The organism is Paenibacillus sp. FSL R7-0652 (assembly GCF_038595045.1).
Classification (GTDB): Bacteria; Bacillota; Bacilli; order Paenibacillales; family Paenibacillaceae; genus Paenibacillus.
Window position 1 is genome coordinate 4,641,759 of sequence record NZ_CP152001.1, and the last position, 23,646, is coordinate 4,665,404.

Consider the following 23,646-nt stretch of genomic DNA (forward strand, 5'->3'; position numbering starts at 1 on the left):
TGGAGCGAACTTCAAACATCCAATGTCTGATGCTGTATCGTTGTTGCAGTTAGGAAAGCTTACCGTAAGCCGGGTTCTGTGCTCTTCGTGGTTCAAACGGGAACTACCCTCCCACCAGAAGCGACAATCATCTATCTAGGCCATACATTGCTGCACAGCTCAAGCGACCAACCTAGACACACCTCGGGCTAAGGCTGTCCCCTCTAGAGAGGCGACTGTGTCCCATTAGGTCTTGCTCCAGATGGGGTTTACCAGGAACGAAGTCACCAGCGTTCCTCGGGGTCTCTTACACCTCGGTTCCATCCTTGCCTGTGCCGGGAAACCCGGCCATCGGCGGTCCATTTCTGTGGCACTATCCTTCAACTCGCGCTGACTGGACGTTATCCAGCATCCTGCCCTGTGGAGCCCGGACTTTCCTCTCGTGGCAACAAAGGCCACCAGCGATTGTCTGTCAAGCTTTCCGAACAACATTACATAGTATACAGGGATTTGCAGTCCCATACAAGCTAAATATTAATGGAAATCCGGCTCATCCTGTCTTTTACAAAAAACGAAACACTTCAGTGTCTACGTCGGATGCAGTCACCTGAGTCTCATATCGCTGTTCCGCAAGCTGGGCACGCAGCCACTCTGCTGTTTTGGGTTTCATGATTTTCTCTGTGTTATGGCCCGGATCGATAATACACATACCTGCCATTAAGGCATCATGCGCTGTGTGATAGTCAATATCACCAGTTACAATGACATCCGCTCCCTTGAAACGTGCAGTGAGCACATATCGGCTGCCTGAACCGCCCAGCACGGCTGCTTTTTTGATCTTTTTATTCAGATCACCGACTACTCGCACATGAGGCACATTAAATTGGGCCTTCACGACCTCCACCAGCTCCCCAAGGGTTTTGGTCTCCCGAAGAGGGCCGAGCCGTCCCAGGCCAAATGTGCGCCCTTTTATGTCCATTGCGTAAAGATCATATGCCACTTCTTCATAGGGATGCGCCTTTAGCATGGCCTGGATGACCCTGCTCCGTAAACTTTGAGGTACGACCGTTTCAATACGCACCTCTTCCACACGTTCCATTTGACCCTGTGATCCAATAAAAGGCTTTGTATCCTCGCCTGGTACAAATGTGCCTGTTCCTTCTATGTTGAAGCTGCATTTGTTATATTGACCGATACTTCCTGCTCCAGCATCCAGAATCGACTGCTGGACCTGTTCATGGTGAGTTTTTGGCACAAATACCGCCAGCTTGTACAGTTGATCTGTATGCACTTCTTCCAGTGATTCCCTGCTCTCTATACCGAGTGCCTCAGCCATCCAGTCATTGATACCGCCTTCGGCTGCGTCGAGATTGGTGTGACTGATGTAAACCGCAATATCATGTTTGATCAGCTTCTCATACAATTTGCCCACAGGCGTATCGGTGCTGAGTGATTTAACAGGACGGAAAATAATAGCATGATGGGCAATGATCAGATTGGCTCCGATTCGAATTGCTTCATCCACAACCTCATCCGTGACATCGAGTGCCACAAGAACATGAGTAATCTCCTTTTGCAAACTTCCCAGCTGCAGACCAATGCGATCGTCTGGTACAGCGAGATGTTTTGGAGCAAGACGCTCCATCAGTTGAATTACTGTTTGACCTTTGGCAAACATGCCAAAACCTCCTTCAAACTTGTAATGAGCCGCTCCACCTCGGCCGCCTTGTCTTTGGAAGAATCCTGATCGGATTTAGAGATGGCCTGCACCACACCCTGCAGCTTCACAATCTCGCTCTCCCACTTGGCAAAAAACACTTCCGTTGGACGGTCCGTCAAATACGGTCCCATGCGCAGCAGCAAATCTTCAGTTAATTCTACGTTATCCTGCAGAGGGCGGGCACGGTATACCTCTTCGTTCGCAATCGGACTGCTGGCCTGCGGCATCGCGGTAATAATCTCATAAATCTTCCCGTCTTCTTCCAGAAGCTGTTCAGCCACAACAACCCATTGATGTTCCAGCAGCCAGCGTCTCAGAATATCTTCACCTACATTAGGCTGCAGAATCAACAGCTGCACCCCTTTAAGTTTGGATATTCCCCGGTCGAGAATGGAAGCGATCAGCGCACCGCCCATACCTGCGATCGTAATGACATCCACTTCATCCGGGGAGATGACATCCAGACCGTCCCCACGACGTACCGTAATTTCCTTTTTCAGCCCGGCATCACTGACTTGTTTGCAAGCAGCGTCATATGGACCAGGGTTTACTTCTCCCGCTATGGCACTCACGGCTTTTCCGCTTCGGATGGCAGCGACAGGCAGTAACGCGTGATCCGATCCGATATCCGCCATCCGGCTCCCTTCGGGAATTTGATCATGTATTCGTTGTAATCGATTCGAAAGTTTCATGGAACACCTACACCATTCATTTAATTTATTGATTTGCATTGAGCGAGGAAAAGCGATAAAATAAAATCCAATCAAACATTTCAAGGATGAATTTCCAAAAGAAAGAAATCTATACTTTCAAATTAAAACTAAAGGAGACCCCGCTGCCGCCAAAGCGTCTCGCGGAAAGTCTCCCACAGTTTGATTATTCGAGGAAATCCTTGAGTCGTTTGCTTCGACTCGGGTGACGCAATTTACGAAGAGCTTTGGCTTCGATCTGACGAATACGCTCACGCGTAACGCCGAATACTTTACCTACTTCTTCAAGTGTTCTTGTACGTCCGTCATCCAGACCAAAACGCAAACGAAGTACATTTTCTTCACGTTCAGTCAAGGTGTCCAGAACATCTTCGAGTTGTTCCTTCAAGAGTTCATAGGCCGCAGCATCTGCTGGAGCCAGCGCTTCCTGATCCTCGATGAAATCACCCAGATGGGAATCATCCTCTTCACCAATTGGTGTTTCCAAGGAGACCGGTTCCTGTGCAATCTTTGTAATCTCACGTACCTTTTCTACGCTCAGATCCATCTCTGCAGCAATTTCTTCAGGAGTTGGTTCGCGTCCTAGTTCCTGCAACAGCTGACGGGATACCCGGATCAGCTTATTAATGGTTTCTACCATGTGCACAGGAATACGAATGGTACGTGCCTGATCCGCAATCGCACGTGTAATTGCCTGACGAATCCACCATGTTGCATACGTACTGAACTTGTAACCTTTTTTATGGTCGAACTTTTCTACCGCTTTAATCAGACCCATATTACCTTCCTGAATCAGATCAAGGAACAGCATTCCGCGTCCAACATAACGCTTCGCAATACTGACCACGAGACGAAGGTTGGCCTCGGCCAGACGGCGCTTCGCTTCCTCATCCCCGTTTTCAATCCGCTTGGCGAGCTGCACTTCGTCATCGGCAGATAACAAAGGTACACGTCCAATCTCCTTGAGGTACATCCGTACAGGGTCATTGATTTTGATACCAGGAGGCAAGCTCAGATCATCATCAAAGTGGAACTCATCGTCTCCCTCTCGACCATTGTTCTCGGAATCCTCGCTAGGGCGAAGGGTTACCTCTTCATCATTCTCATTAACAACATCGATCCCGAGGTCGCTAAGCTGTTCGTAAAACTCATCCATCTGCTCTGCGTCCTGCTCAAACGGTGAGAGTTTCTCAATAATTTCCTTGTAGTTCAATGAAGCCCTTTTCTTACCTGATTCAATCAATTGATCTTTAACCTGATCCAGTGTTAATTCTGTTTCTAGTTCAGTATGCTGATCATTCGCCATAACTCGACTCCCTCCTCCCTAGAAACATCCAATAAGCCAGACGTTCACTGTCTCTCTAGGGCAATCATCTCAAGTGCAATTTGTGCCGCGCGTACAGAATCACCTGCCCGCTCTGCAGCAATCATTTCTTCCTTTTTTAAGTCATACTCTTTTTTGCGCGGATACTTTAGAACTTCTCTGATGCAATCGTCAAGTACCTGGACACTCCATTCACCTGGACCATCCATCATCGAGATCGAACTGACTGTCTTTTCAAGACGGTCATCATGCAGGGAAGACATAAAACGGCTTGTATCCGGCGGTTTGCCCTGCGCATAATAGGCATATAGATAAGCAGCAATAGCTGCATGATCATCCAAGTTAAAAGCTTCGCCAAGATGTTCATTCACATACTGGGCTGCTTCATCATCCTGTAACATCCAGGCGATCAGCTTGCGCTCAGCAGCATGGTAAGCCGGCAGCAGATTAGGTGTAGGCACCTGCCTATTTTGTTGCCTACCATTATTCCACCTTTTCGTGTTATTATCCCCATAATCCTGGTTATTTTTCATCGCTTCCCGTTCCTCATTACATTCTTGCTTCAATGTTTCAAAGGATACGTCGACTTCCGCCGCAAGTTCACGAAGATATACTTCGCGTTCCGTTGGTGAAGACAGTGGAGCAATTAATTTCACGGCTTCTTTGGAATAAGCGATTTGTCCGCCGCCTTCTAGCAGTATATGGTTTTTTTTGAGGTTTATAAGCTTAAATTTTGTAGTTGTCACGGCACCGTCTACAATTTGGTTGCGGAATCGTTCGCCACCGTGCTTTCGGATAAAATCATCCGGGTCAAGTCCCTCTGGAATGAGTGCTACCTTAACCTGCAATCCGGCTTCCTCCAAAATGGGAAAGTTTTTCATTGCTGCAGCTTGTCCGGCCCGGTCGCCATCATAGCATAGGATGACCTCATCACACATGCCCTTGATCATCAATGCCTGATTCTCCGTTAATGCCGTTCCCATGGCTGCAACACCATTCTGAACATCCTGATCCCATGCAGAGATCACATCACCGTATCCTTCAAACAAAATAACTTGTCTCTGTTTGCGTATTGCATTTTTAGCCTGGTGCAGATTGTAAAGAACACGGCCTTTATTGAACAACCGGGTTTCCGGCGAATTCAAATACTTTGGCTGCCCGTCTCCCAATATACGTCCGGCAAATGCTATCGGCTTGCCGCTTCGGCCATGGATTGGAAACATGATTCGGTCTCTGAACTTATCCACATATCCGTGACCTTCGCTTCGTTCTGATAGAAGCCCTCCCCGTTCCATCTCTTCAAGGGGATAGCTGCGCTTCTCCAAAAATTGTACGAGCGTGTCCCAACGATTTGGTGCATAACCAATCTGGAACTGATCAATTAATTTGTCCCCAATACCGCGTGAACGTAAATATTCCATGGCAACCCTGCCATGCTCTGTATTTTTCAACAAAAAATGATACAGCTTCGCGGTAAGCTCATAAGCCTCCAGAAGACGTGCCGTCTCCGGATTAACATGAGCTGTTTCACGCCCCTGCCAGTCACCCATGGAGATATGACTTTCTTCTGCCATCGTTTTGACAGCCTCGGGAAAGGATAATCCTTCGATTTCCATCCTAAATTTGATGGCGTTTCCGCCCGTGCCGCAACCGTAGCAGTAGAAAATCTGTTTCTCAGGTGTAACAGTGAACGAAGGCGTCTTCTCGGAATGAAAAGGGCAGAGGCCTTTCATATACTTCCCCTGCTTGGTCAGATGCACAAATCGGCTCACCGTATCGACGATATCATGCTGCTGCAATACCGATTCAATAATACTTTCGGGTATACCGCCTTGTCCGCTACTCATCTCGGCCACCTTCATCTCTTCTAACACGTAAATATAATTCGATAAACTTACACATTCTCCTGCAAATCTTTCAAAAGTTTTGTCAGTTTATGTTGAAAAATTTCTCGATCCTGCTCTGTAAAGGGTTTTGGGCCTTTCCCATAATGCCCTCTACGCCGAGCTTTGGCCGCAGTGTGGCGGGAATCGAGCATAAAATCAATATCCCGATCGTTGAATTCTCTACCTCTGAACGATAAAACATAACAACGTTTGCCAAGCGCAAGCGCAGCAAGTCCGTAATCCTGTGTAATGACGACATCATACGGCTTGATATGATTCGCAATATACAGGTCTGCACTCTGATCACTGCGATCCACCTGCACGGTTCGTATGCCTTCTCCCCCCTGCAGCAAATGATCAAAAGACGATACCAGCAGTACAGGAATTTGAAAGAGGCGCGCCGTATTGGCAATCTCCGTCTTCACCGGGCAAGCATCTCCATCAACAACGATGTGACGTACATTCAATTCACTCAAACCCAAACCACCCGGTTTCATAAAATATCTGCATATTGTAATATACGACCTCAGTCACTGAAAATCCTTCTGTCCCCATTGGAGAAAACAAAGGCTAAAATACGGAGCGGCTGTTTTCTACAAACAAAACAACCCGTTCCGTATATTTATACCCTCATATAACGTTCTTTAATACTGCATTCGTGTTCTGCCGAACTTATGAAACGAATCACAGATTACAGCAGCACTATCCAACCAATTTGGAGAAATCAGCGAATCCTTTCAGATCCTGATCAATGGATGCAAGCAGCGCAAGACGATTCGCCCGAACCGCTTCATCTTCAGCCATAACCATAACAGAATCAAAGAAAACAGTAATGGCACCCTTCCATCCGGATGCGATGGCCAAAGCTTCTTCAGCGTTATGCTTAGACAGTTCATCACGATAGGTTCCACGGGTTTGATTCCAGGCATCAAACAGCTGACGCTCCCCGTCTTCTGTAAACAGTTCAGGATGTACGGCAGCATTAGATGCTTTGGCTGCTAGGTTTCCTACACGGTTGAAGGATTCCACTGTTGTTTTGAATTCATCCTCTGCCAGCACAGCTTTCATCAATGCCTCACCTTTTGGAACGATTGCACTGATATCATCAAATCCGGAAGCAATCACCGCATCAACAACATCATATCGGACCGTTTCAGAGAGCAATTTTTTCACACGAAGTGCGAAGAAGTCCTGCAGGTCTTTACGAATCTCTGTATCAGCACGTTTCAACAGATTCATCTGTGCGTGAACTTCAAGCGCTGCGCCGAATACATCGGACAAGGTCAGCGGAAGCTGATGATCCAGCAAAATTTGTACAATACCCGCAGCTTGACGACGAAGTGCATAAGGGTCTTGAGATCCTGTAGGGATAATATTGATGGAGAAGCAGCCAACGATTGTATCGATTTTATCTGCCGCGCTGACGATCGCTCCAACCAGTGATGCGGGTGACTGGTCTCCAGCAAAACGAGGCTGGTAATGTTCAAACACAGCTTTGGCAACCTGTTCTTTTTCTCCTGCTTTTCGAGCGTAATCTTCCCCCATCACGCCTTGAAGTTCAGGGAATTCTCCAACCATCAATGTAACAAGGTCAAACTTGCAGATATCTGCAGATCGGCTGACGGACTCAGCCACATCACCAGATACCTGCAGCTTCGCCGCCAGACTGTCAGCGATTTTCCGAATGCGGCGAACTTTATCTCCAACCGTACCAAGCTCTTCTTGGAATACAATGCTTTCGAGCTTTGACAGGGCATCCTTGATCTCCAGTTTCTGATCTTCCTCGTAGAAGAATTTTGCATCTGACAGGCGGGCGCGCAGTACTTTTTCATTCCCTTTGGCGATGATATCAAGGGAATCACTGCCACCGTTACGGACGGTAACAAAGTAAGGCAGCAGCTGACCTTCCTGATTCAACACAGGGAAGTAGCGCTGATGCTCACGCATGGATGTGATCAGAACCTCCTGAGGAATATTGAGGAAAGCAGAATCAAAGGTGCCGAACAGTACCGTCGGTGTTTCCACCAAGAACAATACCTCTTCCAGCAGATCTTCCTTGATCGCGATATTCCAGTTCTTCTCAGCAGCCAGCGCCTGAATCTGGGATACAATCATCTGTTCGCGTTCCGAAATATCCGCAATGACATGCTGCGCACGAAGTGCATCCACATAGGCTGCAGGCTCGGACACAACCGTTTCATTACCCAAGAAACGATGGCCGCGCGTTACATTGCCTGCTTTGACACCCGTTACTTCAAGGTCGATCACTTCCGTGCCATACAGTGCAGTAATCCAGCGAATCGGACGAACGAACTTGAAATCATATGATGCCCAGCGCATAAATTTCGGGAAAGTCATAGCATGCAGAACGGAAAGCAGACCTTCACCTATAACAGATGCTGTATCGACACCTTTACTGCTTTTCACGGCATAGATGTATTCAACACCGTTCAGCTCTTTAAATGTAAACTGATCGGGCTCCACGCCTTGACTGCGTGCAAATCCAAGAGCTGCTTTGCTCCAGCTTCCGCTGTCATCCAGTGCAATTTTGCGGGAAGGTCCCTTTACATCTTCCTCTACATCTTCCTGCTTTTCCGCTACGTTCTGAATAAGAATGGCTAGACGGCGGGGTGTGGCATAAGCCTGTACTTCACCATACGCAATACGGGATGCATCAAGCCATTTCACGATGCGTTCCTGAAGCTGTGCAATTGCAGCCCGGATAAAACGTGCAGGCACTTCTTCCAGACCAATCTCAAATAATAGATCTTTAGACATTCTCGGCCCCCCCTTTCTTGATCAGCGGGAAGCCCAGCTTCTCGCGCTCTTCTACATATGTTGCTGCGACTTGACGGGCAAGGTTGCGAACCCGGGTAATGTAACCGGTACGTTCTGTCACACTGATTGCCCCGCGTGCATCCAGCAAATTGAACGTATGAGAGCATTTCAGCACATAGTCATAAGCCGGAAATACCAGATGCTGTGCCATCGCTTTGTTTGCTTCTTCTTCGTACATATTAAAAAGGGTAAACAGCATCTTAACGTCAGAGACTTCAAACGTATATTTGGAATGTTCAAATTCAGGCTGACGGAATACATCGCCATAGGCAATACCTTCAACCCACTCCAGATCGAATACATTCTCTTTATCCTGTATGTAGGAAGCAAGGCGCTCCATACCATACGTAATCTCCACGGCCACCGGATTGGTTTCGATTCCACCGACCTGCTGGAAATACGTGAACTGCGTAATCTCCATCCCGTCTAGCCAAACTTCCCAGCCAAGGCCTGCGCAGCCAAGGGAAGGGTTTTCCCAGTTATCTTCAACAAACCGGATATCATGTTTAAGAGGATCAATACCCAAACGATTCAAACTTTCCAGATAGATTTCCTGGATGTTGTCTGGAGAAGGCTTGATAATTACCTGGAACTGATGATGTTGATACAACCGGTTAGGGTTCTCGCCATAACGGCCATCGGACGGACGGCGGGAAGGCTCAACATATGCCACTTTCCAAGGCTCTGGTCCAAGTGAACGCAAAAAGGTCATTGGGTTCATTGTACCTGCCCCCTTTTCCGTGTCATATGGCTGAACGATAATACAGTTATGCTCGGCCCAGAATTGCTGCAGCGTTAAGATCATCTGCTGAAAATTCATAAACATGCTCCTTTTCGGTTGGTTTGATAGCAAGCATAGGAGAAGTACAGCAAATCATAAATAGCCCTCGCCCTACGCCTGATGTACAGACGTAGGGACGAGAGCTGTTCCCGCGGTTCCACCCTACTTGGCCTAATTCAAACATGTTCATGTCTGATCCGGCCCACTTTTCCGTGTCCATTCATGCTCCCGAGTGCCCTGTTCACAAACCGATTCAATCAGGCTCCCACCGTCCCTGACTCGCTTAACTATGAAATATAAACCGCTATAACAACAGCTTATATATCCATCCTATATTGAATCCAGTTTCCTACTTTCTCGTTCAATGCATGTCTCCAAAAAGAGAATTTATATTTCATAATATATAAAATCAAGTATGAAGTCAATAACTATTTTCAAAACAAATTACAGTTCAAATCCCGTACTTCTCCATCTGGTCTAGGAAAGAACGGGATTTAAGATGAAGACCTAGTTGATGGTCCATAAAAGCTCGCATTATTTTTTTTATTTCATTGCGAGTTGCATCGCTAACCGATATATTTCCCAATCGCTGCAGGTCCAGCTGCACAAACAGACGCAGCAGCTTTAGTGTCTTTGGACTAACTGACATTGCAGGCGGGTCAAAATGCTTACAAGCCCTGCAAAGCACCCCGCCAAGTCTGGGACTAATAAATAACTGCTCGTCCGGCCGTTCGTGATTACAGGAGATACATTCATCCAGCTGCGGGCCGTAACCAGCAGCCTGTAATATTTTCATCTCATAAAGACTGATGATTACCGCAGGATCTTTATCTTCTTTTAAAGCTTGTAAACAGGCTTTTAACTGCTTGAACCAAAACGCACCCGTCTCTTCATCCTGAAGCACTCGATCGAGCAGTTCACATGCATAGGATGCATAAGCTGCTTTCACCAAATCCTCACGAAGCTCATGATTGGATTCAATAATCTCACCAGCGTTCAAAGTTCCGAGACCCGTATTGCGAAAATAAACATATTGACCATAAGTAAATGGCTGCACCAGTGCAGCATGACGGCTTTTGGGCTTTTTGGCACCGCGGACGAGTACACCTGCTTTTCCGCCGCTTTCGGTGCAAAGCGTTACAATTTTATTCCCTTCACCGTAGTCCATACTGCGGATGACAATGCCTTCCACCCGATATAACATGCCTCGTCACCTGACCATTCCTGAATCGGCCCATTATACTTCAGCTTCTTCATCTTCACTCACTTCCCCTGCAGTGTCTGACTCCTGTCCTGACGAGTTACACGTCTCGGTATATAACAAATAGGATTCGACATCCCCTGTCATTGCAAATACCTTCCATGAAAAATCCCGCATCGGAAATTCATCCTCTCTCTTCGGAAATGACGTTTGTTTCTACCCGATAGGATGGAGTCCTGCAAGGAAAACTATGTGTTGCAATTAATGGATATGAAATAAACTTTTTAAGAAAATCACAGCGATCACATGGTTATGCCAAAATTACTCGCGTCCAAAACCTAGGTCACGCAGAACACGGTCCTGATTTCTCCAGTCCTTTTTCACCTTCACCCATAGATCCATAAAAATTCTGGAACCAAGCAGGTTTTGAATGTCCTGACGAGCTCGTTTGCCGACTTCTTTCAGCAGTGCTCCCTGCTTACCGATAATAATCCCTTTTTGTGAATCACGCTCTACAAAGATAACAGCGGAGATATACACTACACCGTTATCCTGCACTTTCATGTCTTCAATTGTCACGGCGATGGAGTGAGGCACTTCCTCACGTGTCATCTGCAAAATTTTCTCACGGATCAGCTCTGCACATACAAACTGCTCGGGATGATCCGTCACTTGGTCTTCCGGATAATACTGCGGTCCTTCCGGTAAATACTTGCCAATTTGCTCCAGCAGTGTGCTTACATTACTGCCAAGCATCGCCGACACGGGTATGATTTCAGCAAAATCATGCAGTTTGCGATATTCCTCAATCAGCGGCAGCAGTGCTTCCGGCGCAATTTTGTCAATTTTATTCATAACCAGAATGACCGGTGTGCGTACACTTTTTAACTGCTCGGCGATATAGCGGTCCCCGCCTCCCATACCTTCCGATGCATCAATGAGGAACAAGGCTGCCTCAACCTCTCCAAGCGTGTTCAATGCCGTTTCATTCATGTAGTCCCCAAGCTTGGATTGACGTTTATGAATACCAGGCGTATCCAGAAAAACAATCTGTTCCTCATTTGATGTGTACACCCCATGAATTTTGTTCCGTGTCGTTTGCGGCTTGTCCGACATAATTGCTATTTTTTGTCCAATAACCTGATTCATTAAAGTAGACTTACCCACGTTAGGACGTCCAATAATCGCGACAAATCCGGATTTAAATGCTTGTTTTTTCATATGTTCCTCCATCAGGCGCCTAGGCCTGAAATTTATTTTTTGGTAGAATTCAAATCTGAAGGCCCGAAAGCCCATGGCAGCAGTTCAGCAACGGTTGTTTCCAACAAGTCACCCTTTAAATTACCCAATATAACCTTCATGTCAGGCTCACACAGCTCAAACATCACCTGGCGGCATACACCACAAGGTGCGATCGGTCCTTCCGTATCTCCTACAATCGCCATCGCTTTGAAACTGCGCGGCTTATGCCCTCCAGCAATGGCACTGAACATCGCCGTACGCTCGGCACAGTTTCCCGGTGTGTAGGCTGCATTTTCAATGTTGCATCCATGATGCACCTGACCTTCGCTATCCAATAATGCTGCGCCTACCCCGAAATGGGAATATGGCGTATACGCCTTCGTACGTGCCTTTATTGCTTCCTGCATTAACAAGCCATTATCCATTTATCTTCTCTCCCTTAGGGTGTGTATAAAGGTGTGCGCTTTGAGTTAAGTTGATTTCAACCGTTTAATTATTACACTGGGACACTCCGATGACAGAATCACCCTTCGATCACTGTTATCCAAACACCAGCTTTAACCAGGCAAGAACCGGTTTCAGGAACACGATACATCCGATGATGACGGCGAACACCGCAGCCAGCAAAACTGCTCCAGCCGCGGTGTCTTTTGCCGCTTTTGCGAGCGGATGTATGTTGGGCTGTGCTAAGTCCACAGCGGCTTCCACAGCTGTATTCATCAATTCGGTGACAAGAACCATAAAAACAGCTGTCAGCACAAACATCCAGTCCGTTTTCGAGATGTGGAAAAAAAATCCGGCTGCACACATCAATATGGCAGCTCCTGTGTGAACTCTAACATTGCGCTGCGTCCGCAAGCCGTATGCAATACCTTCGAGAGCATTGAAGAATACCAGACCCCAGGAGCGCCTTTTCATTATCGTGTCAACCCGGCCCGGGCAAGAACAGCTTCCTGTTTGCCCATCATTTCTGCTTCACTTGCCTCATCCTGGTGGTCATAGCCGAGCAAATGTAGGAAGCCGTGAACAAACAGAAATCCAAGCTCACGTTCGAATGAATGTCCATACTCCTCACTTTGCAGGATAGTTCGCGGAACTGAAATAATGATGTCTCCAAGAACATCAGGCATCTCTTCCATTTCCTCATCTTCGTCCAGTTCATAGATGATGTCCAATTCTTCATCTACGGTTTCGTTCATCGCAAAGGAAAGCACGTCCGTCGGACGATCGATCCCCCGATAATCACGGTTAAGTTCATGAATCTGCTCATCATTTACAAACGTAAGTGCTACCTCTCCTTCATTGACTCCCTCAGCCTCACCAGCAAGGGCCAGCAATTGCTCCAGCATTGCGATCATCGGTTCGGTAATTTCTTTATCCTGTTGTTCATTATTCCATGCGAGGTTAAGACTCATTCTTCCATAACTCCTGTCTGCTCATAATATGGTCAGCCGGCTTCAGGCGATGTCGGCTTTGGTTTCTTGATTTCTTCCGGATACTCGATTCTGGAATGGAAAATCCCCATCACCGTTTCCTTCAGCGTTCTGGCAACGACATCTAGTTCACGCATTGTCAGATCACAATCATTAAACTGATGATCGTCCAGACGACCTTTAATAATTTTTTCGATCATGGACTCTACCTGCTCTACGGTCGGCTTGCGCAGTGAGCGCACAGCCGCTTCTACACTATCCGCAATTCCCACTATAGCAGATTCCTTGGATTGAGCCTTCGGCCCCGGATAACGGAAATCCTCTTCCGTGAAATCCGGTTCAACCCCAGCTTCTTCCGCCTGACGCAGCGCCTTGTGGTAGAAGTAGTGGAGGAACGTTGTACCATGGTGCTGCTCGGCAATGTCACGAATCGGCTTAGGAAGCTTGTAGTCCTTCTGCATCTCTACACCATCTCTTGCATGTGCTACGATGATTGACTTGCTGAGCTTAGGGTCAATCGAATCATGCGGATTCTCCATATTGTTCTGATTCTCGATAAAGTAGATCGGGCGTTTGGTCTTCCCGATATCGTGATAATAGGAGCCTACACGACAGAGCAGCCCGTTCGCACCGATCGCCTCAGCCGCCGCTTCAGACAAGTTGCCAACCATCACGCTGTGGTGATACGTACCCGGTGTCTCCGTGAGCAGTTTGCGAAGCAGCGGATGATTCGGATTTGAAAGCTCCACCAATTTAAGTGCAGATAAAATACCAAATGACGTTTCAAAAAACGGCATCAGTCCGATGACCAGAATCGCGGTCAGTACCCCGCCTGCAAACGCGTAGCCGATACCATACAGCGTTGTCGTGCGGTTCCAGTCCCCTGTGTCGATTAAAGCCAGTGTGAAGACAGCCAATGACCCAAACAGACAGACCATAATGGCCCCTTTCAAGATGGTTGAACGCTGACTTGCCCGATGCGTAGCAAAAATGGCTACAAACGAAACGACAACCGCAAAGAAACCAAGCTCAAAATCAAAAAGCTGTCCCTGATGCGTATTCAAAATAATGCTGGACAAGATGCCGACCAGTATCGAACAAACAAAAGCGAGTGATGTATCCAGCAGCAGAGCAATCAGCATCGCCCCTACAGCCACCGGTGCAAGAAAACCGATAAACGGACGTTCATTCGTTTGAATCAAGGCCGTCACATGCATCACAACAATGGAAATAATAAAAATGAGAACAAGCATGAGCAGCTGGGCATTATTGTATTTGAAATGTGTGCCGCTTCCCTGCTGGATAAACATTAAAATCGCTGCCGACAGCATACATGAGAACAAAAGCAATCCCAGCTGCGGCCAGTAGTTGACTTCGTTTTTCAGCAAATCATTCTCATTAAGCAGTGCGTACATCTCCGGGGTGATAATCTCCCCTTTGGAAACAAGGGTATCCCCCTGCTTGATAAACACCGTCGGTGTATTTTCACGCGCCTGCACTTTGGCTTCCTTGGTTCCCTCTTCATCGTAAAAACGGTTAGCAGTTACGACCAACCTTGTAAGCTCCTGTACAACTTCACGCTGCGTTCGTTTACTGAGCGAGCTTGCACTAACCATCTCCGCCACTTTTGCCCGTGCTGCTGTTGCCTCGCTGACCTGATCCGTCATCAATCTCGCAACGATATCTCGTGCAACTGGTTTCATCTCCTGAATATCGTCTGAAGTCAGACGTGAGATTTTGATGTACGTTTCTTCAGGAATGCGGTAGCTTTGTTCCTGCACTACATTTCGAATTTCTTCAAGTAGTGTGTCGGAGTATGTACCGGTTTTTCGATTGTTATTGATATAATTGGATACAAAATCCTTCTGACGCTGCGGAATTTCATCCCGGTAAATATCGATTTTATCCTGACTCGAGATCTGATCATCCTGATTTAAACGATCAATGCGGTCCAGCAGCGTTGTCATCAAGTTCTCGTTGCGCATCTGCACGATCTGATATATTGGCTGCACACGCTCAGCTGCTTCTTCCTGAGCCTTGAGTGTAGCCTTGTTATTCGGGATCTGCATAGGGGCAGCGATATCCACCTCACTTCGTGTGCCTTCCTGTATGTCGTACCGCTCAGGTAAGAGGTTGGAAGAAAGACTCACGTAAAAGAGGATCACTAAAAACAAAAAGAGAAGATAGCGTGCCCACACGCTATACTTCCATCCTGTCGCTCTATTCTGAAAAGATTTGCCTTTTGACATTTCTTTCGAGGTCACTTTAGACAATCCCTTTCTATGCTTGATTTTCTGCGGCGTGGTTGTAAGCCACAATAATTTTCTGAACGAGGGAATGACGTACAACATCCTGCTCGGCGAAATGTACAAACCCGATTTCTTGCACTTCGCTCAGAATCGTACTCGCTTCCACAAGTCCTGATTTTTTGCCGCGCGGTAAATCAATCTGTGTTACATCTCCGGTGATGACCATTTTGGAGCCAAAACCAAGACGGGTCAAAAACATTTTCATCTGCTCTGGCGTAGTGTTCTGAGCTTCATCCAGAATAATAAATGAATCATCCAATGTGCGCCCGCGCATGTAAGCCAGAGGAGCGATTTCGATCAATCCTCGTTCCAGTGCCTTCGCCGTCTGTTCTTGTCCCATAACGTCGTAAAGCGCGTCATACAGCGGTCTCAGATACGGGTCTACTTTCTCCTGCAGATCACCTGGCAGGAACCCCAGACTTTCACCCGCTTCAACCGCAGGCCGTGTAAGTACGATGCGTTTGACACTGCCCTCTTTAAGCGCTGCCACAGCCAGCACAACAGCAAGGTACGTTTTTCCCGTTCCGGCAGGACCAATTCCGAATACAATATCCCGTTTTTTAATCGTGGTCACATAATGTTTCTGTCCAATCGTTTTTACACGAATCGGTTTCCCACGGTAGGTCGTCGTAATTTCGCCTTTGAACAGATCCAGAAGCTGATCTGCACGTAAATCCTTGGCAAGCTCTATCGCATACAAAACATCTCTTTCGGTTAACACATAACCATTGCGTATCAATTGCAGTAATACATCAAATAGCTGTTCAAGTGATTCTACCTGCTGCACAGTACCAAAGATATTAATCTCTGCTTCACGTGAAGCGATCTGGGCAGGAATCTCGGATTCAATCAGTTTTAGAAAAATATCTTGGGGTCCAAACAGAGATTGCCCCTCTCCCGCGCTTTGGAGCGAGATTTGTATACTGCGTGTTTGTTCTGACAAATATCCTCATTCTCCTTGACTATGGACTAACGGAAGTTCTTCCGCGATGCTTTCTTCCACTTCAAATAGTACTTTCATATAAACTTTACCATTCTCTTTCTTCTCATGCAAAATTTTTTCACTTAAAATTTTCGTGCCTTTACCGTTCTTGGCTAAAATATCATTCCGAGCCCCTTCCAAACCTTTCGTTTTGGCCCACGCTGCGCTCTGCTCTTCCTGGTGGAAATTCGTCTCCATATCCCTCTCCGTCATCCAGCCCATCGGCAAAGTAAACGAGCGCCAGGTTAGAGGTTTATGATAAGTCTCTGTATCATATGAACGGAAGGGCGTATCCCCATAACCCCATAATTGTACCGCCCACTTCCCAAGCACCACATAAAAGCGTTCTTTACTCTCACCAGTCATCGTTTGGTGTTTCTGAATCAGAGGAACCTGTATCTCATATTCCCGCCAGACCATACCTCGGACCTCACCTTTGGCAACAACCGTCTGGGTGTTCTCCTCATCACCGAGAATGCCCGAGATCAGCACTTGTCCTTTTTTGACACGCATATTCTTCTGAACCACGGGACGTCCCTGTTCTGCATAGATCTGGGTAACAACCGCATCCGACTTGCTGATGAGATGTCTCGGACTCAAGAGAGGCTCACGCTTCGGCTGTGACGACTCGACGACCTGAATCGTAACCTTTGTCCCCTCCTTCGTTACACCTATCCAGGTCACATCCGGCAGCGCGAGCGCCAGTTGTCTGGAGAGCTTGTCCTGACTTTGCATTCGAAAACTCCATTGAAAGGGATAAATGCCTTCCTTTTTGGCTGCAGCGAGCACCTCGTCTGTCGGAATGGTAACGTTGCCTTTGACTTCTACATTCCAGACCATGGACGATAGAGCGAACAGGGCCGTCACAAAAAACAGCATACCCAAGACAAAAAACTTTCTTCGAAACAAACGAGCGAGGAAAAAAGGAAAACCACTGCGGTGAGTGATTTTCACTCTGCAGCCTGTCCCTTTTACAATGGGACGCAGCCTGAAAAAATGCGGAAGCAAAATGCTCATCTCCGCCTGGCGTCCATCCTGCGCACGCAGGTCCCATACACTCAGCCTCTGCTCTGTTATCATATTGATTAACGTCTCAATGTCTCCGCCTGTAACCGTGATTCGCACGGCTCCCCGCAATTTATACAGACTGGGCTGCTTCATCCGTTTCCCTCCACTCCATTCATATGAATATCCAGAATAGTACCTTCAATGGCTACTTCGTCCGGCAAAATGTTACGGATAACCAAAGCACTGCCTTTGATCTCCAACTGCCCTTGTGACAGGGCGAGTACGATGCGATCCGGTGTGAAATGCACGACACCGCGATGATTCTCTATATACAGCTGCTTGCTGCCGATCAGGGTTAACCGTGGCATATCATAAAGCACATCCTGCGGCAGATCCAGCACCTCACTGGTCCATCTGCGCAGCTTGCGGCTGATCCGGGTCATTCGAAGGTCTTCCCCCTTCCTCTACAGTTCAACTTATGCGCAAATTCAGGAAATTATGAAGAATTGGTGAGCGGTTACGTACATATTTTGGTGAAAAAACAGGCATACGGAAAAAGCCTTCTCTGGAGGCATAACACTCACCAGAAAAGGCTCGTTCAATCTTCAATATAAAGGTTTATTTACCGCAAGCTAGAGTTTACCTCTTGTGCCAAAAGGCTGCTTCGAACGAGGAGAACCGAGCACTTCTGCCCAGAGAACTCCAGTTCGAATATCTTCACGACGAAGACTAGAGGCTGCTGAAGCCGCTGTATCCGTATCTTCCCAGCTTGAATTGGATACCGAAGGAGAACTCGCTGAAGAGATGCGGTTCAGCCGATCCTGTATCATACGCTGCTGCTCTTCCATCAATCTCATCTGCTCATCCACTGAGCTCCGCATGCTGTTCAGGGATTGGTCACCCCGAAGGTCATCCCCGGTACGAGAAGACGCGGCAGGTTCTGAGTACGGCTGGTCATAACGTTCGTCATATCTTTCTTCATCATAACGCTCATCTTCATAACGTTCATCATACTGTTCTTCGTAACGACGCTCTTGCGGACTGGAGGACTGCTGCGGAGCAGCATTTCCTGCTCGGCGCTTCGTGTCTTCACCCCCACCAAAGGTTGGCATACCGCTGCCAGGACGCTTCTGGTTAGGATTTCCCGCTTTGCCCAGCTTTCCAAGAAAAGAAAAGAGAGCAAAAGCTACAATCGCTACAACATACAGATTATTAAATATCCATTCGAATAGGCTCATATGCATTCACCGCCTATCTTCCGTTTTTGGAATCACCTTGATCGCTGGAATTCGAACCCTCAGCAGGTTTTCCCAAAGTGCTGCGCATCTGAGTATCTGCTTCAATATTTTTCAGGTTCATGTAATCCATCACACCAATTTTACCGCTGCGAAGTGCTTCAGACATTGCCAGCGGCACTTGAGACTCGGACTCTACAACACGTGCTCTCATCTCAACAACGCGCGCTTTCATCTCCTGCTCTTGCGCTACGGCCATGGCACGACGCTCTTCCGCTTTTGCCTGTGCAATGCGTTTATCCGCTTCTGCTTGCTCCGTTTGCAGGAATGCACCAATGTTTTTACCTACATCTACGTCCGCGATATCAATAGACAGGATTTCAAACGCTGTTCCAGCATCCAAACCTTTGGACAATACAGTACGGGAGATCAAATCCGGGTTCTCCAAGACATCTTTGTGAGAGTTCGAGGAACCGTTCGTACTTACAATACCTTCGCCGACACGGGCAATGATTGTTTCTTCACCAGCACCACCGACAAGGCGATCAATGTTGGCACGAACCGTAACTCGCGCTCTAACTTTAACTTCGATACCGTCTTTAGCTACCGCGGATACGATTGGAGTCTCAATAACACGCGGGTTAACACTCATTTGTACGGCTTGTAATACGTCACGGCCTGCAAGGTCAATCGCCGCAGCACGTTCAAATTCGAGTGGAATATTGGCACGCTGCGCTGCAATCAGTGCATTAACCACACGGTCAACGTTACCACCAGCCAAGAAGTGACTTTCCAGTTGGTTAATATTCAAACCCAGACCTGCCTTGGTTGCTTTGATCAACGGGTTAACGATCCGGCTTGGTGTTACACGTCTCAATCTCATCGCCACCAGTGTAATGATGCCAACACGTACGCCGGATGCAATAGCTGAGATCCAGAGCATAACCGGGAAAAAGCTGAAAAATACGCTCAGTACGATAATAGCCAGCACCGCGATGAGCAAAATCGTAATCATTGGATCCATAGATTAAATTCCTCCGTTTGCAATATGTTATTTTTAAAAAAAGAGCATCAGAACTGACGCTGTTAATTCGCTGCTGAAACTTGTTTCACCATACTGCCCGCAGCTCGGCAGTATGTTATGTACTTTGCCGAAGCGATATCCTCACTTCGGCAATCGCGAAATTACACCGGCAAAGCCTGCTGAACAACAATCCGGGTACCTTCCGCTTTGATGACAATCACTGGCGTATCCACAGGAATGAATGCACCATCTGTGACGACATCGACTCGTTCGCCATCAATCATGGCTGTCCCCGCTGGACGGAGCGGCGTGATGCTGATGCCCTGCATGCCAATCAGTTCTTTACGCTCTTCAGCCGAGGAGTATCCGCGATCAGCAGATAACCTTTCGCTTAATATGAATCGATTCCATATTCCGCGATCTTTGAAGACCACAGCGATAATGGCAATGACCACCAGCGCAGCTCCAAAGGCAATCCCCAGAGAAACAAATGCATCACTCGTGTCATAAGCCGCCCTTACAACTCCGGCCACCAATGCAATGGAACCCAATATACCCAGTATACCAAAGCTCGGAATAAACATCTCCAGAATCATCATGACAAGCCCGACCGTAAATAATACCCATGTCTCAGCCCCTGCAAACCCCGCAATGTAGTTTCCAGAGAAATAAAGCACAAAACATACAATCCCGACGATTCCCGGAACGCCAAACCCAGGCACAATCAGTTCAATAATGACACCCGCAATACCAAGGAACAGCAGTACCGTCATCACAATCGGATTGGTCAGAAAGGTAGAGATATTCTCTGCAGCAGTGCGTTCCAATTTGAACACATCTCCTTGACCGTAACCAAGCCAGGCTGCGGCTTCCTCAGGTGAGCTGCTGATATGGTCCGCATAACCCACTTTCAGCGCTTCCTCAGCGGAGAGAGCAATGATCTCACCTTTTTGCTTGGTTTTATTAATCTCCGGCATCTCCACCACCATATTAACATCCGTCATACCAGCCGCGATTTGCCCATCCCTGCCGCTTTTCTCGGCAGCTCCCTGCATTTTGCTTTTCCAGAATGCAACCAGCTTAGGATCGTCAACATGTTTGCCTGTGCTGTCCACCATGGCCGCAGCACCAATCATGCTCCCTGGTGACATCACGATCTTATCTGCATTCAGCGCAAGAAAACTTCCCGCGGATGCAGCATCACCACGAACAAATGCCAGCGTCTCGATTGGACTGTCTTTAATCATCGTGCCAAGCACTTCTGCAGTATCGACACGGCCTCCTGGTGTATTGATGTCAAGAATGATCAAGCCGGCATTCATTTTCTCCGCTTCCTTGAAACCGCGTTCCATGAATTTGCCTAACCCCTGCTCGATTGGTTTATCAACCGGAATTACATATACGGCTCCGCTTTTCTCAGCTGCATGTGCTGACGGTATTCCAATCCAGAGAGGAAGCAAAAGCGTCAGCAGCATTAAGAGCAGTATGGACCCCGTAAGCTTCTTCCGGCGCTTTCCCTTCACATTAGTCCCCCCTTTTCCAATAATGTTATACTGTCCAGCTTATGGTATTTATTACGTACGATGCAGCATTACGTTTCAAAAACTTAAAATTATATTTGAATGCTGCCGCAAATGCAAGAAGTATATATCCAAAATCATGTTTTAAACCCATATTTTATATATTTTTGTGTATATTCAGTGAAAAGACACACGTACACTTCATAAAATGATTGTGGACGACTTATCACGATAGACTGTTAAAGGACTGATTCTGTTCTCTCGGCAGCTTCTCCACGAAATCCTGGATAGAAAAACACCTCCTGACAAGTCAGGAGGTGTTTATTGAATTTGCTTTATTGCAGAAATTGTTGAACTGCTTGATTAACCAGTTTGCCGTCCGCTTTGCCTTTAACTTTCGGCATAAGGGCCGCCATCACTTTCCCCATATCGGCTTTCGAAGAAGCACCGGTTTCCTGGATGGTCTGCTGTACAATAACTTTAATTTCTTCTTCGGTAAGCTGTTCAGGAAGATACTGGATAAGTATTTCAATTTCCGCTTCGGCATTTGCCGCGAGTTCTTCGCGACCTGCTTTGCCAAATTCTTGGAGGGCATCTTTGCGCTGTTTGATTTCACGACTCAGGATATCAAGCACTTCGTTGTCATCCAAATCTCTTTTCAAATCTATTTCAAGATTCTTGATCGTCGAACGAATCAACCGAATGGTGGAGAGTCTGAACTTGTCCTTACTCTTCATCGCTTGCTTCATATCTTCGTTCAATCGTTCGCTAAGATTCATGTAGTTAAAATCCTCCTAAAACTTTCTCTTACGAGCAGCCTCGGACTTTTTCTTGCGCTTTACGCTTGGCTTCTCATAATGCTTACGTTTCTTCACCTCAGCCAATACGCCATCTTTAGCGATGGAACGTTTAAAGCGACGAAGTGCAGCATCAATAGTCTCGTTTTTGCGAACTTTAGTTTCAGACACCAGTTTTCCCTCCCTCCGACCAGACCGTCCAAGAGCAATAACACGGTTCATCATCTTTCATTATAGGCGAAAGGCAATAAAAGTGTCAACCTTAACGTGATCCCTTAATATTAGCTGAGTTGCATCTGTTTTACAAGTCTAAAAATGATTTTTCGACTTGAGTGACGTTAGACTGCAGTTTTATCGGTGCGAATCAGACAAACTTGTGAGTGCACCCAGTCTAGTCCCACCCAGTAAATGGTAGTGCAAATGGTGCACCGTCTGCTCACCGTCTCGGCCGCAGTTGTTAATAAGGCGGTATCCCGATTCCTGTACACCAAGCCGCTTGGCCGCTTCCAGTGCAGCCGAATGAATTTCTCCGATGAGAGGTAGGTCTTCCGTAGTAATTTCATTCATGGAAGATATATGTTTCTTTGGAATGATCAACACATGTGTCGGTGCCGCAGGGTGAATATCATGAAAAACGATTACATGATCGTTCTCCAGTACTTTGTTGGAGGGAATGGTGCCCTCTACAATTTTGCAAAATAAGCAGTCCATCGTACAATCCCTCCTTCCTTTGAGTTCAAATTATGTATACTCCTATATCATACTAAAAGTAAAAACGTACGTCCAATGCTGATCGGACATGTCTATTTCGAATGACGGTTAACCATATGAATTGATGTTATACGAACCAGGAACGCGTTTAGGCGGAAGTCGTTTTTAAATAAAAAGCCACACCCTAAAGCAGTGTATTCCACTGCCCGGGTATGACCTGTTTGAATTTTGGTTTGAATCAGTGCTGGTCTGACGCGGCCTTACATTATGATTAATAATAAGGCAGTAAAGTTAATGCAGTCAGTGCAAATAACGGCAGCACCAGCCTGTTAAAGCGTCTGCGCCCATATCCGTAATACGGATAAGGAGCAGGGTAGCCGTAGCCCGGATAAAATCCGCGGGCATGCGCTGCCGGGTAATGAGCCACAGGCATCATATTCGGGCCCATATTGGCATGACCTGCCATGACTTCATTTCCAACAGGAACCGCCAAATAAATCATCTCATCATCTACATTTTCAACAATGCCGTCATAATAGGAACCATCATTCATCTGAATACATACATAACGATGGATGTGATCCTTGCACAATTTCTTTGCGGCTGTTTTATCCACGCCGATCGCCTCCCAGTTCAGCTCTTCTTCACCCTTCATCGTATTCAGATCTGGGCGGATTGACACTAATTCAGAGAAGTTAGATTCCAGATCAAGCAGGGAGGATATAAAAAAACGAAACGCGCTTAAGAGCACTCAATAAAAAAGAAGCCCCTCGTGAGCGGGCTTCCATAGAAGTCCGGCTGCGCGGACATCCATACAGGAAGCTTCCTGAACAGATGTCCGACGGGGGGCTTAAAACAAGTTTGTCGGCTTAACTGTAGTATAACAGCGTGTTGAACCTGTATCTGTGATGAAACTCACTCGTTATCATATGAGCATCAAAAAAAG

24 protein-coding genes and 1 other RNA gene are annotated in these 23,646 nt (G+C 47.0%); all 25 read right to left on the reverse strand.

Going from position 1 to position 23,646, the window contains the following annotated elements; all coding sequences use genetic code 11:
- Nucleotides 1-50: 50 nt before the first annotated feature.
- Nucleotides 51-460, reverse strand: an RNA gene (gene rnpB / locus MKY97_RS20315) — RNase P RNA component class A.
- An 81-nt stretch (nucleotides 461-541) separates the two neighbouring features.
- A complete protein-coding gene (locus MKY97_RS20320; RefSeq protein ID WP_342552091.1) occupies nucleotides 542-1,657 on the reverse strand; it encodes a Nif3-like dinuclear metal center hexameric protein in 1,116 nt (371 codons plus the stop codon).
- Complete coding sequence (locus MKY97_RS20325) at nucleotides 1,633-2,391, reverse strand: class I SAM-dependent methyltransferase (RefSeq protein WP_342552092.1); 759 nt, start codon at nucleotides 2,389-2,391, stop codon at nucleotides 1,633-1,635. Before MKY97_RS20325 ends, MKY97_RS20320 begins: the two co-directional genes overlap by 25 nt.
- A 184-nt stretch (nucleotides 2,392-2,575) precedes the next feature.
- Nucleotides 2,576-3,715 carry an RNA polymerase sigma factor RpoD gene (gene rpoD, locus MKY97_RS20330; protein WP_154888049.1) on the reverse strand — a complete coding sequence of 380 codons (1,140 nt, stop codon included), beginning with the start codon at nucleotides 3,713-3,715 and terminating at the stop codon, nucleotides 2,576-2,578.
- Nucleotides 3,716-3,759: 44 nt separating this feature from the next.
- The gene (dnaG, locus tag MKY97_RS20335; protein WP_342552093.1) at nucleotides 3,760-5,580 is read right to left on the reverse strand and encodes a DNA primase; all 1,821 of its coding nucleotides are present in this window, start codon (nucleotides 5,578-5,580) and stop codon (nucleotides 3,760-3,762) included.
- 47 nt (nucleotides 5,581-5,627) lie between these two features.
- Nucleotides 5,628-6,116, reverse strand: coding sequence for a DUF188 domain-containing protein (locus tag MKY97_RS20340; protein ID WP_342552094.1), 489 nt, complete (start codon nucleotides 6,114-6,116; stop codon nucleotides 5,628-5,630).
- A gap of 205 nt (nucleotides 6,117-6,321) precedes the next feature.
- On the reverse strand, nucleotides 6,322-8,397 hold the full coding sequence (gene glyS / locus MKY97_RS20345) for a glycine--tRNA ligase subunit beta (protein ID WP_342552095.1): 2,076 nt from the start codon (nucleotides 8,395-8,397) through the stop codon (nucleotides 6,322-6,324).
- Complete coding sequence (glyQ, locus tag MKY97_RS20350) at nucleotides 8,390-9,277, reverse strand: glycine--tRNA ligase subunit alpha (protein WP_342552096.1); 888 nt, start codon at nucleotides 9,275-9,277, stop codon at nucleotides 8,390-8,392. The genes glyS and glyQ overlap by 8 nt, the downstream gene beginning before the upstream one ends.
- Before the next feature lie 412 nt (nucleotides 9,278-9,689).
- The gene (recO, locus tag MKY97_RS20355; protein ID WP_342552097.1) at nucleotides 9,690-10,442 is read right to left on the reverse strand and encodes a DNA repair protein RecO; all 753 of its coding nucleotides are present in this window, start codon (nucleotides 10,440-10,442) and stop codon (nucleotides 9,690-9,692) included.
- Nucleotides 10,443-10,475: 33 nt separating this feature from the next.
- Nucleotides 10,476-10,616: a YqzL family protein gene (locus MKY97_RS20360; RefSeq protein WP_342552098.1), complete on the reverse strand. Its 141-nt coding sequence runs from the start codon at nucleotides 10,614-10,616 to the stop codon at nucleotides 10,476-10,478.
- Between the two features lie 144 nt (nucleotides 10,617-10,760).
- Nucleotides 10,761-11,660, reverse strand: coding sequence for a GTPase Era (era, locus tag MKY97_RS20365; protein WP_342552099.1), 900 nt, complete (start codon nucleotides 11,658-11,660; stop codon nucleotides 10,761-10,763).
- A gap of 32 nt (nucleotides 11,661-11,692) precedes the next feature.
- A complete protein-coding gene (locus MKY97_RS20370) occupies nucleotides 11,693-12,106 on the reverse strand; it encodes a cytidine deaminase (protein WP_342552100.1) in 414 nt (137 codons plus the stop codon).
- 115 nt (nucleotides 12,107-12,221) lie between these two features.
- The gene (locus MKY97_RS20375) at nucleotides 12,222-12,599 is read right to left on the reverse strand and encodes a diacylglycerol kinase family protein (RefSeq protein WP_342552101.1); all 378 of its coding nucleotides are present in this window, start codon (nucleotides 12,597-12,599) and stop codon (nucleotides 12,222-12,224) included.
- Nucleotides 12,599-13,096, reverse strand: a complete 498-nt coding sequence (ybeY, locus tag MKY97_RS20380; RefSeq protein ID WP_342552102.1) for an rRNA maturation RNase YbeY — start codon at nucleotides 13,094-13,096, stop codon at nucleotides 12,599-12,601. The genes MKY97_RS20375 and ybeY overlap by 1 nt, the downstream gene beginning before the upstream one ends.
- A gap of 32 nt (nucleotides 13,097-13,128) precedes the next feature.
- Nucleotides 13,129-15,378 (reverse strand): HDIG domain-containing metalloprotein, encoded by a 2,250-nt coding sequence (locus MKY97_RS20385; protein ID WP_342552103.1) that lies wholly within the window; start codon nucleotides 15,376-15,378, stop codon nucleotides 13,129-13,131.
- 16 nt (nucleotides 15,379-15,394) lie between these two features.
- A complete protein-coding gene (locus tag MKY97_RS20390) occupies nucleotides 15,395-16,366 on the reverse strand; it encodes a PhoH family protein (protein ID WP_342552104.1) in 972 nt (323 codons plus the stop codon).
- Between the two features lie 6 nt (nucleotides 16,367-16,372).
- Nucleotides 16,373-17,566 (reverse strand): sporulation protein YqfD, encoded by a 1,194-nt coding sequence (yqfD, locus tag MKY97_RS20395; protein ID WP_342552105.1) that lies wholly within the window; start codon nucleotides 17,564-17,566, stop codon nucleotides 16,373-16,375.
- A complete protein-coding gene (gene yqfC / locus MKY97_RS20400) occupies nucleotides 17,563-17,856 on the reverse strand; it encodes a sporulation protein YqfC (protein WP_251507221.1) in 294 nt (97 codons plus the stop codon). The genes yqfD and yqfC overlap by 4 nt, the downstream gene beginning before the upstream one ends.
- Nucleotides 17,857-18,045: 189 nt before the next feature.
- Nucleotides 18,046-18,651 (reverse strand): hypothetical protein, encoded by a 606-nt coding sequence (locus MKY97_RS20405; RefSeq protein WP_342552106.1) that lies wholly within the window; start codon nucleotides 18,649-18,651, stop codon nucleotides 18,046-18,048.
- Nucleotides 18,652-18,664: 13 nt separating this feature from the next.
- Nucleotides 18,665-19,672, reverse strand: a complete 1,008-nt coding sequence (floA, locus tag MKY97_RS20410; RefSeq protein WP_342552107.1) for a flotillin-like protein FloA — start codon at nucleotides 19,670-19,672, stop codon at nucleotides 18,665-18,667.
- A 161-nt stretch (nucleotides 19,673-19,833) separates the two neighbouring features.
- Entirely contained in the window at nucleotides 19,834-21,147 is a 1,314-nt protein-coding gene (locus MKY97_RS20415) for an NfeD family protein (RefSeq protein WP_342556403.1), read from the reverse strand.
- 380 nt (nucleotides 21,148-21,527) lie between these two features.
- Nucleotides 21,528-21,971, reverse strand: a complete 444-nt coding sequence (locus tag MKY97_RS20420) for a GatB/YqeY domain-containing protein (RefSeq protein WP_342552108.1) — start codon at nucleotides 21,969-21,971, stop codon at nucleotides 21,528-21,530.
- Between the two features lie 15 nt (nucleotides 21,972-21,986).
- A complete protein-coding gene (gene rpsU / locus MKY97_RS20425; RefSeq protein ID WP_005547957.1) occupies nucleotides 21,987-22,160 on the reverse strand; it encodes a 30S ribosomal protein S21 in 174 nt (57 codons plus the stop codon).
- Between the two features lie 180 nt (nucleotides 22,161-22,340).
- Nucleotides 22,341-22,700 (reverse strand): histidine triad nucleotide-binding protein, encoded by a 360-nt coding sequence (locus tag MKY97_RS20430; protein WP_342552109.1) that lies wholly within the window; start codon nucleotides 22,698-22,700, stop codon nucleotides 22,341-22,343.
- Between the two features lie 271 nt (nucleotides 22,701-22,971).
- A complete protein-coding gene (locus tag MKY97_RS20435; RefSeq protein ID WP_342552110.1) occupies nucleotides 22,972-23,316 on the reverse strand; it encodes a hypothetical protein in 345 nt (114 codons plus the stop codon).
- Nucleotides 23,317-23,646 lie beyond the last annotated feature (330 nt).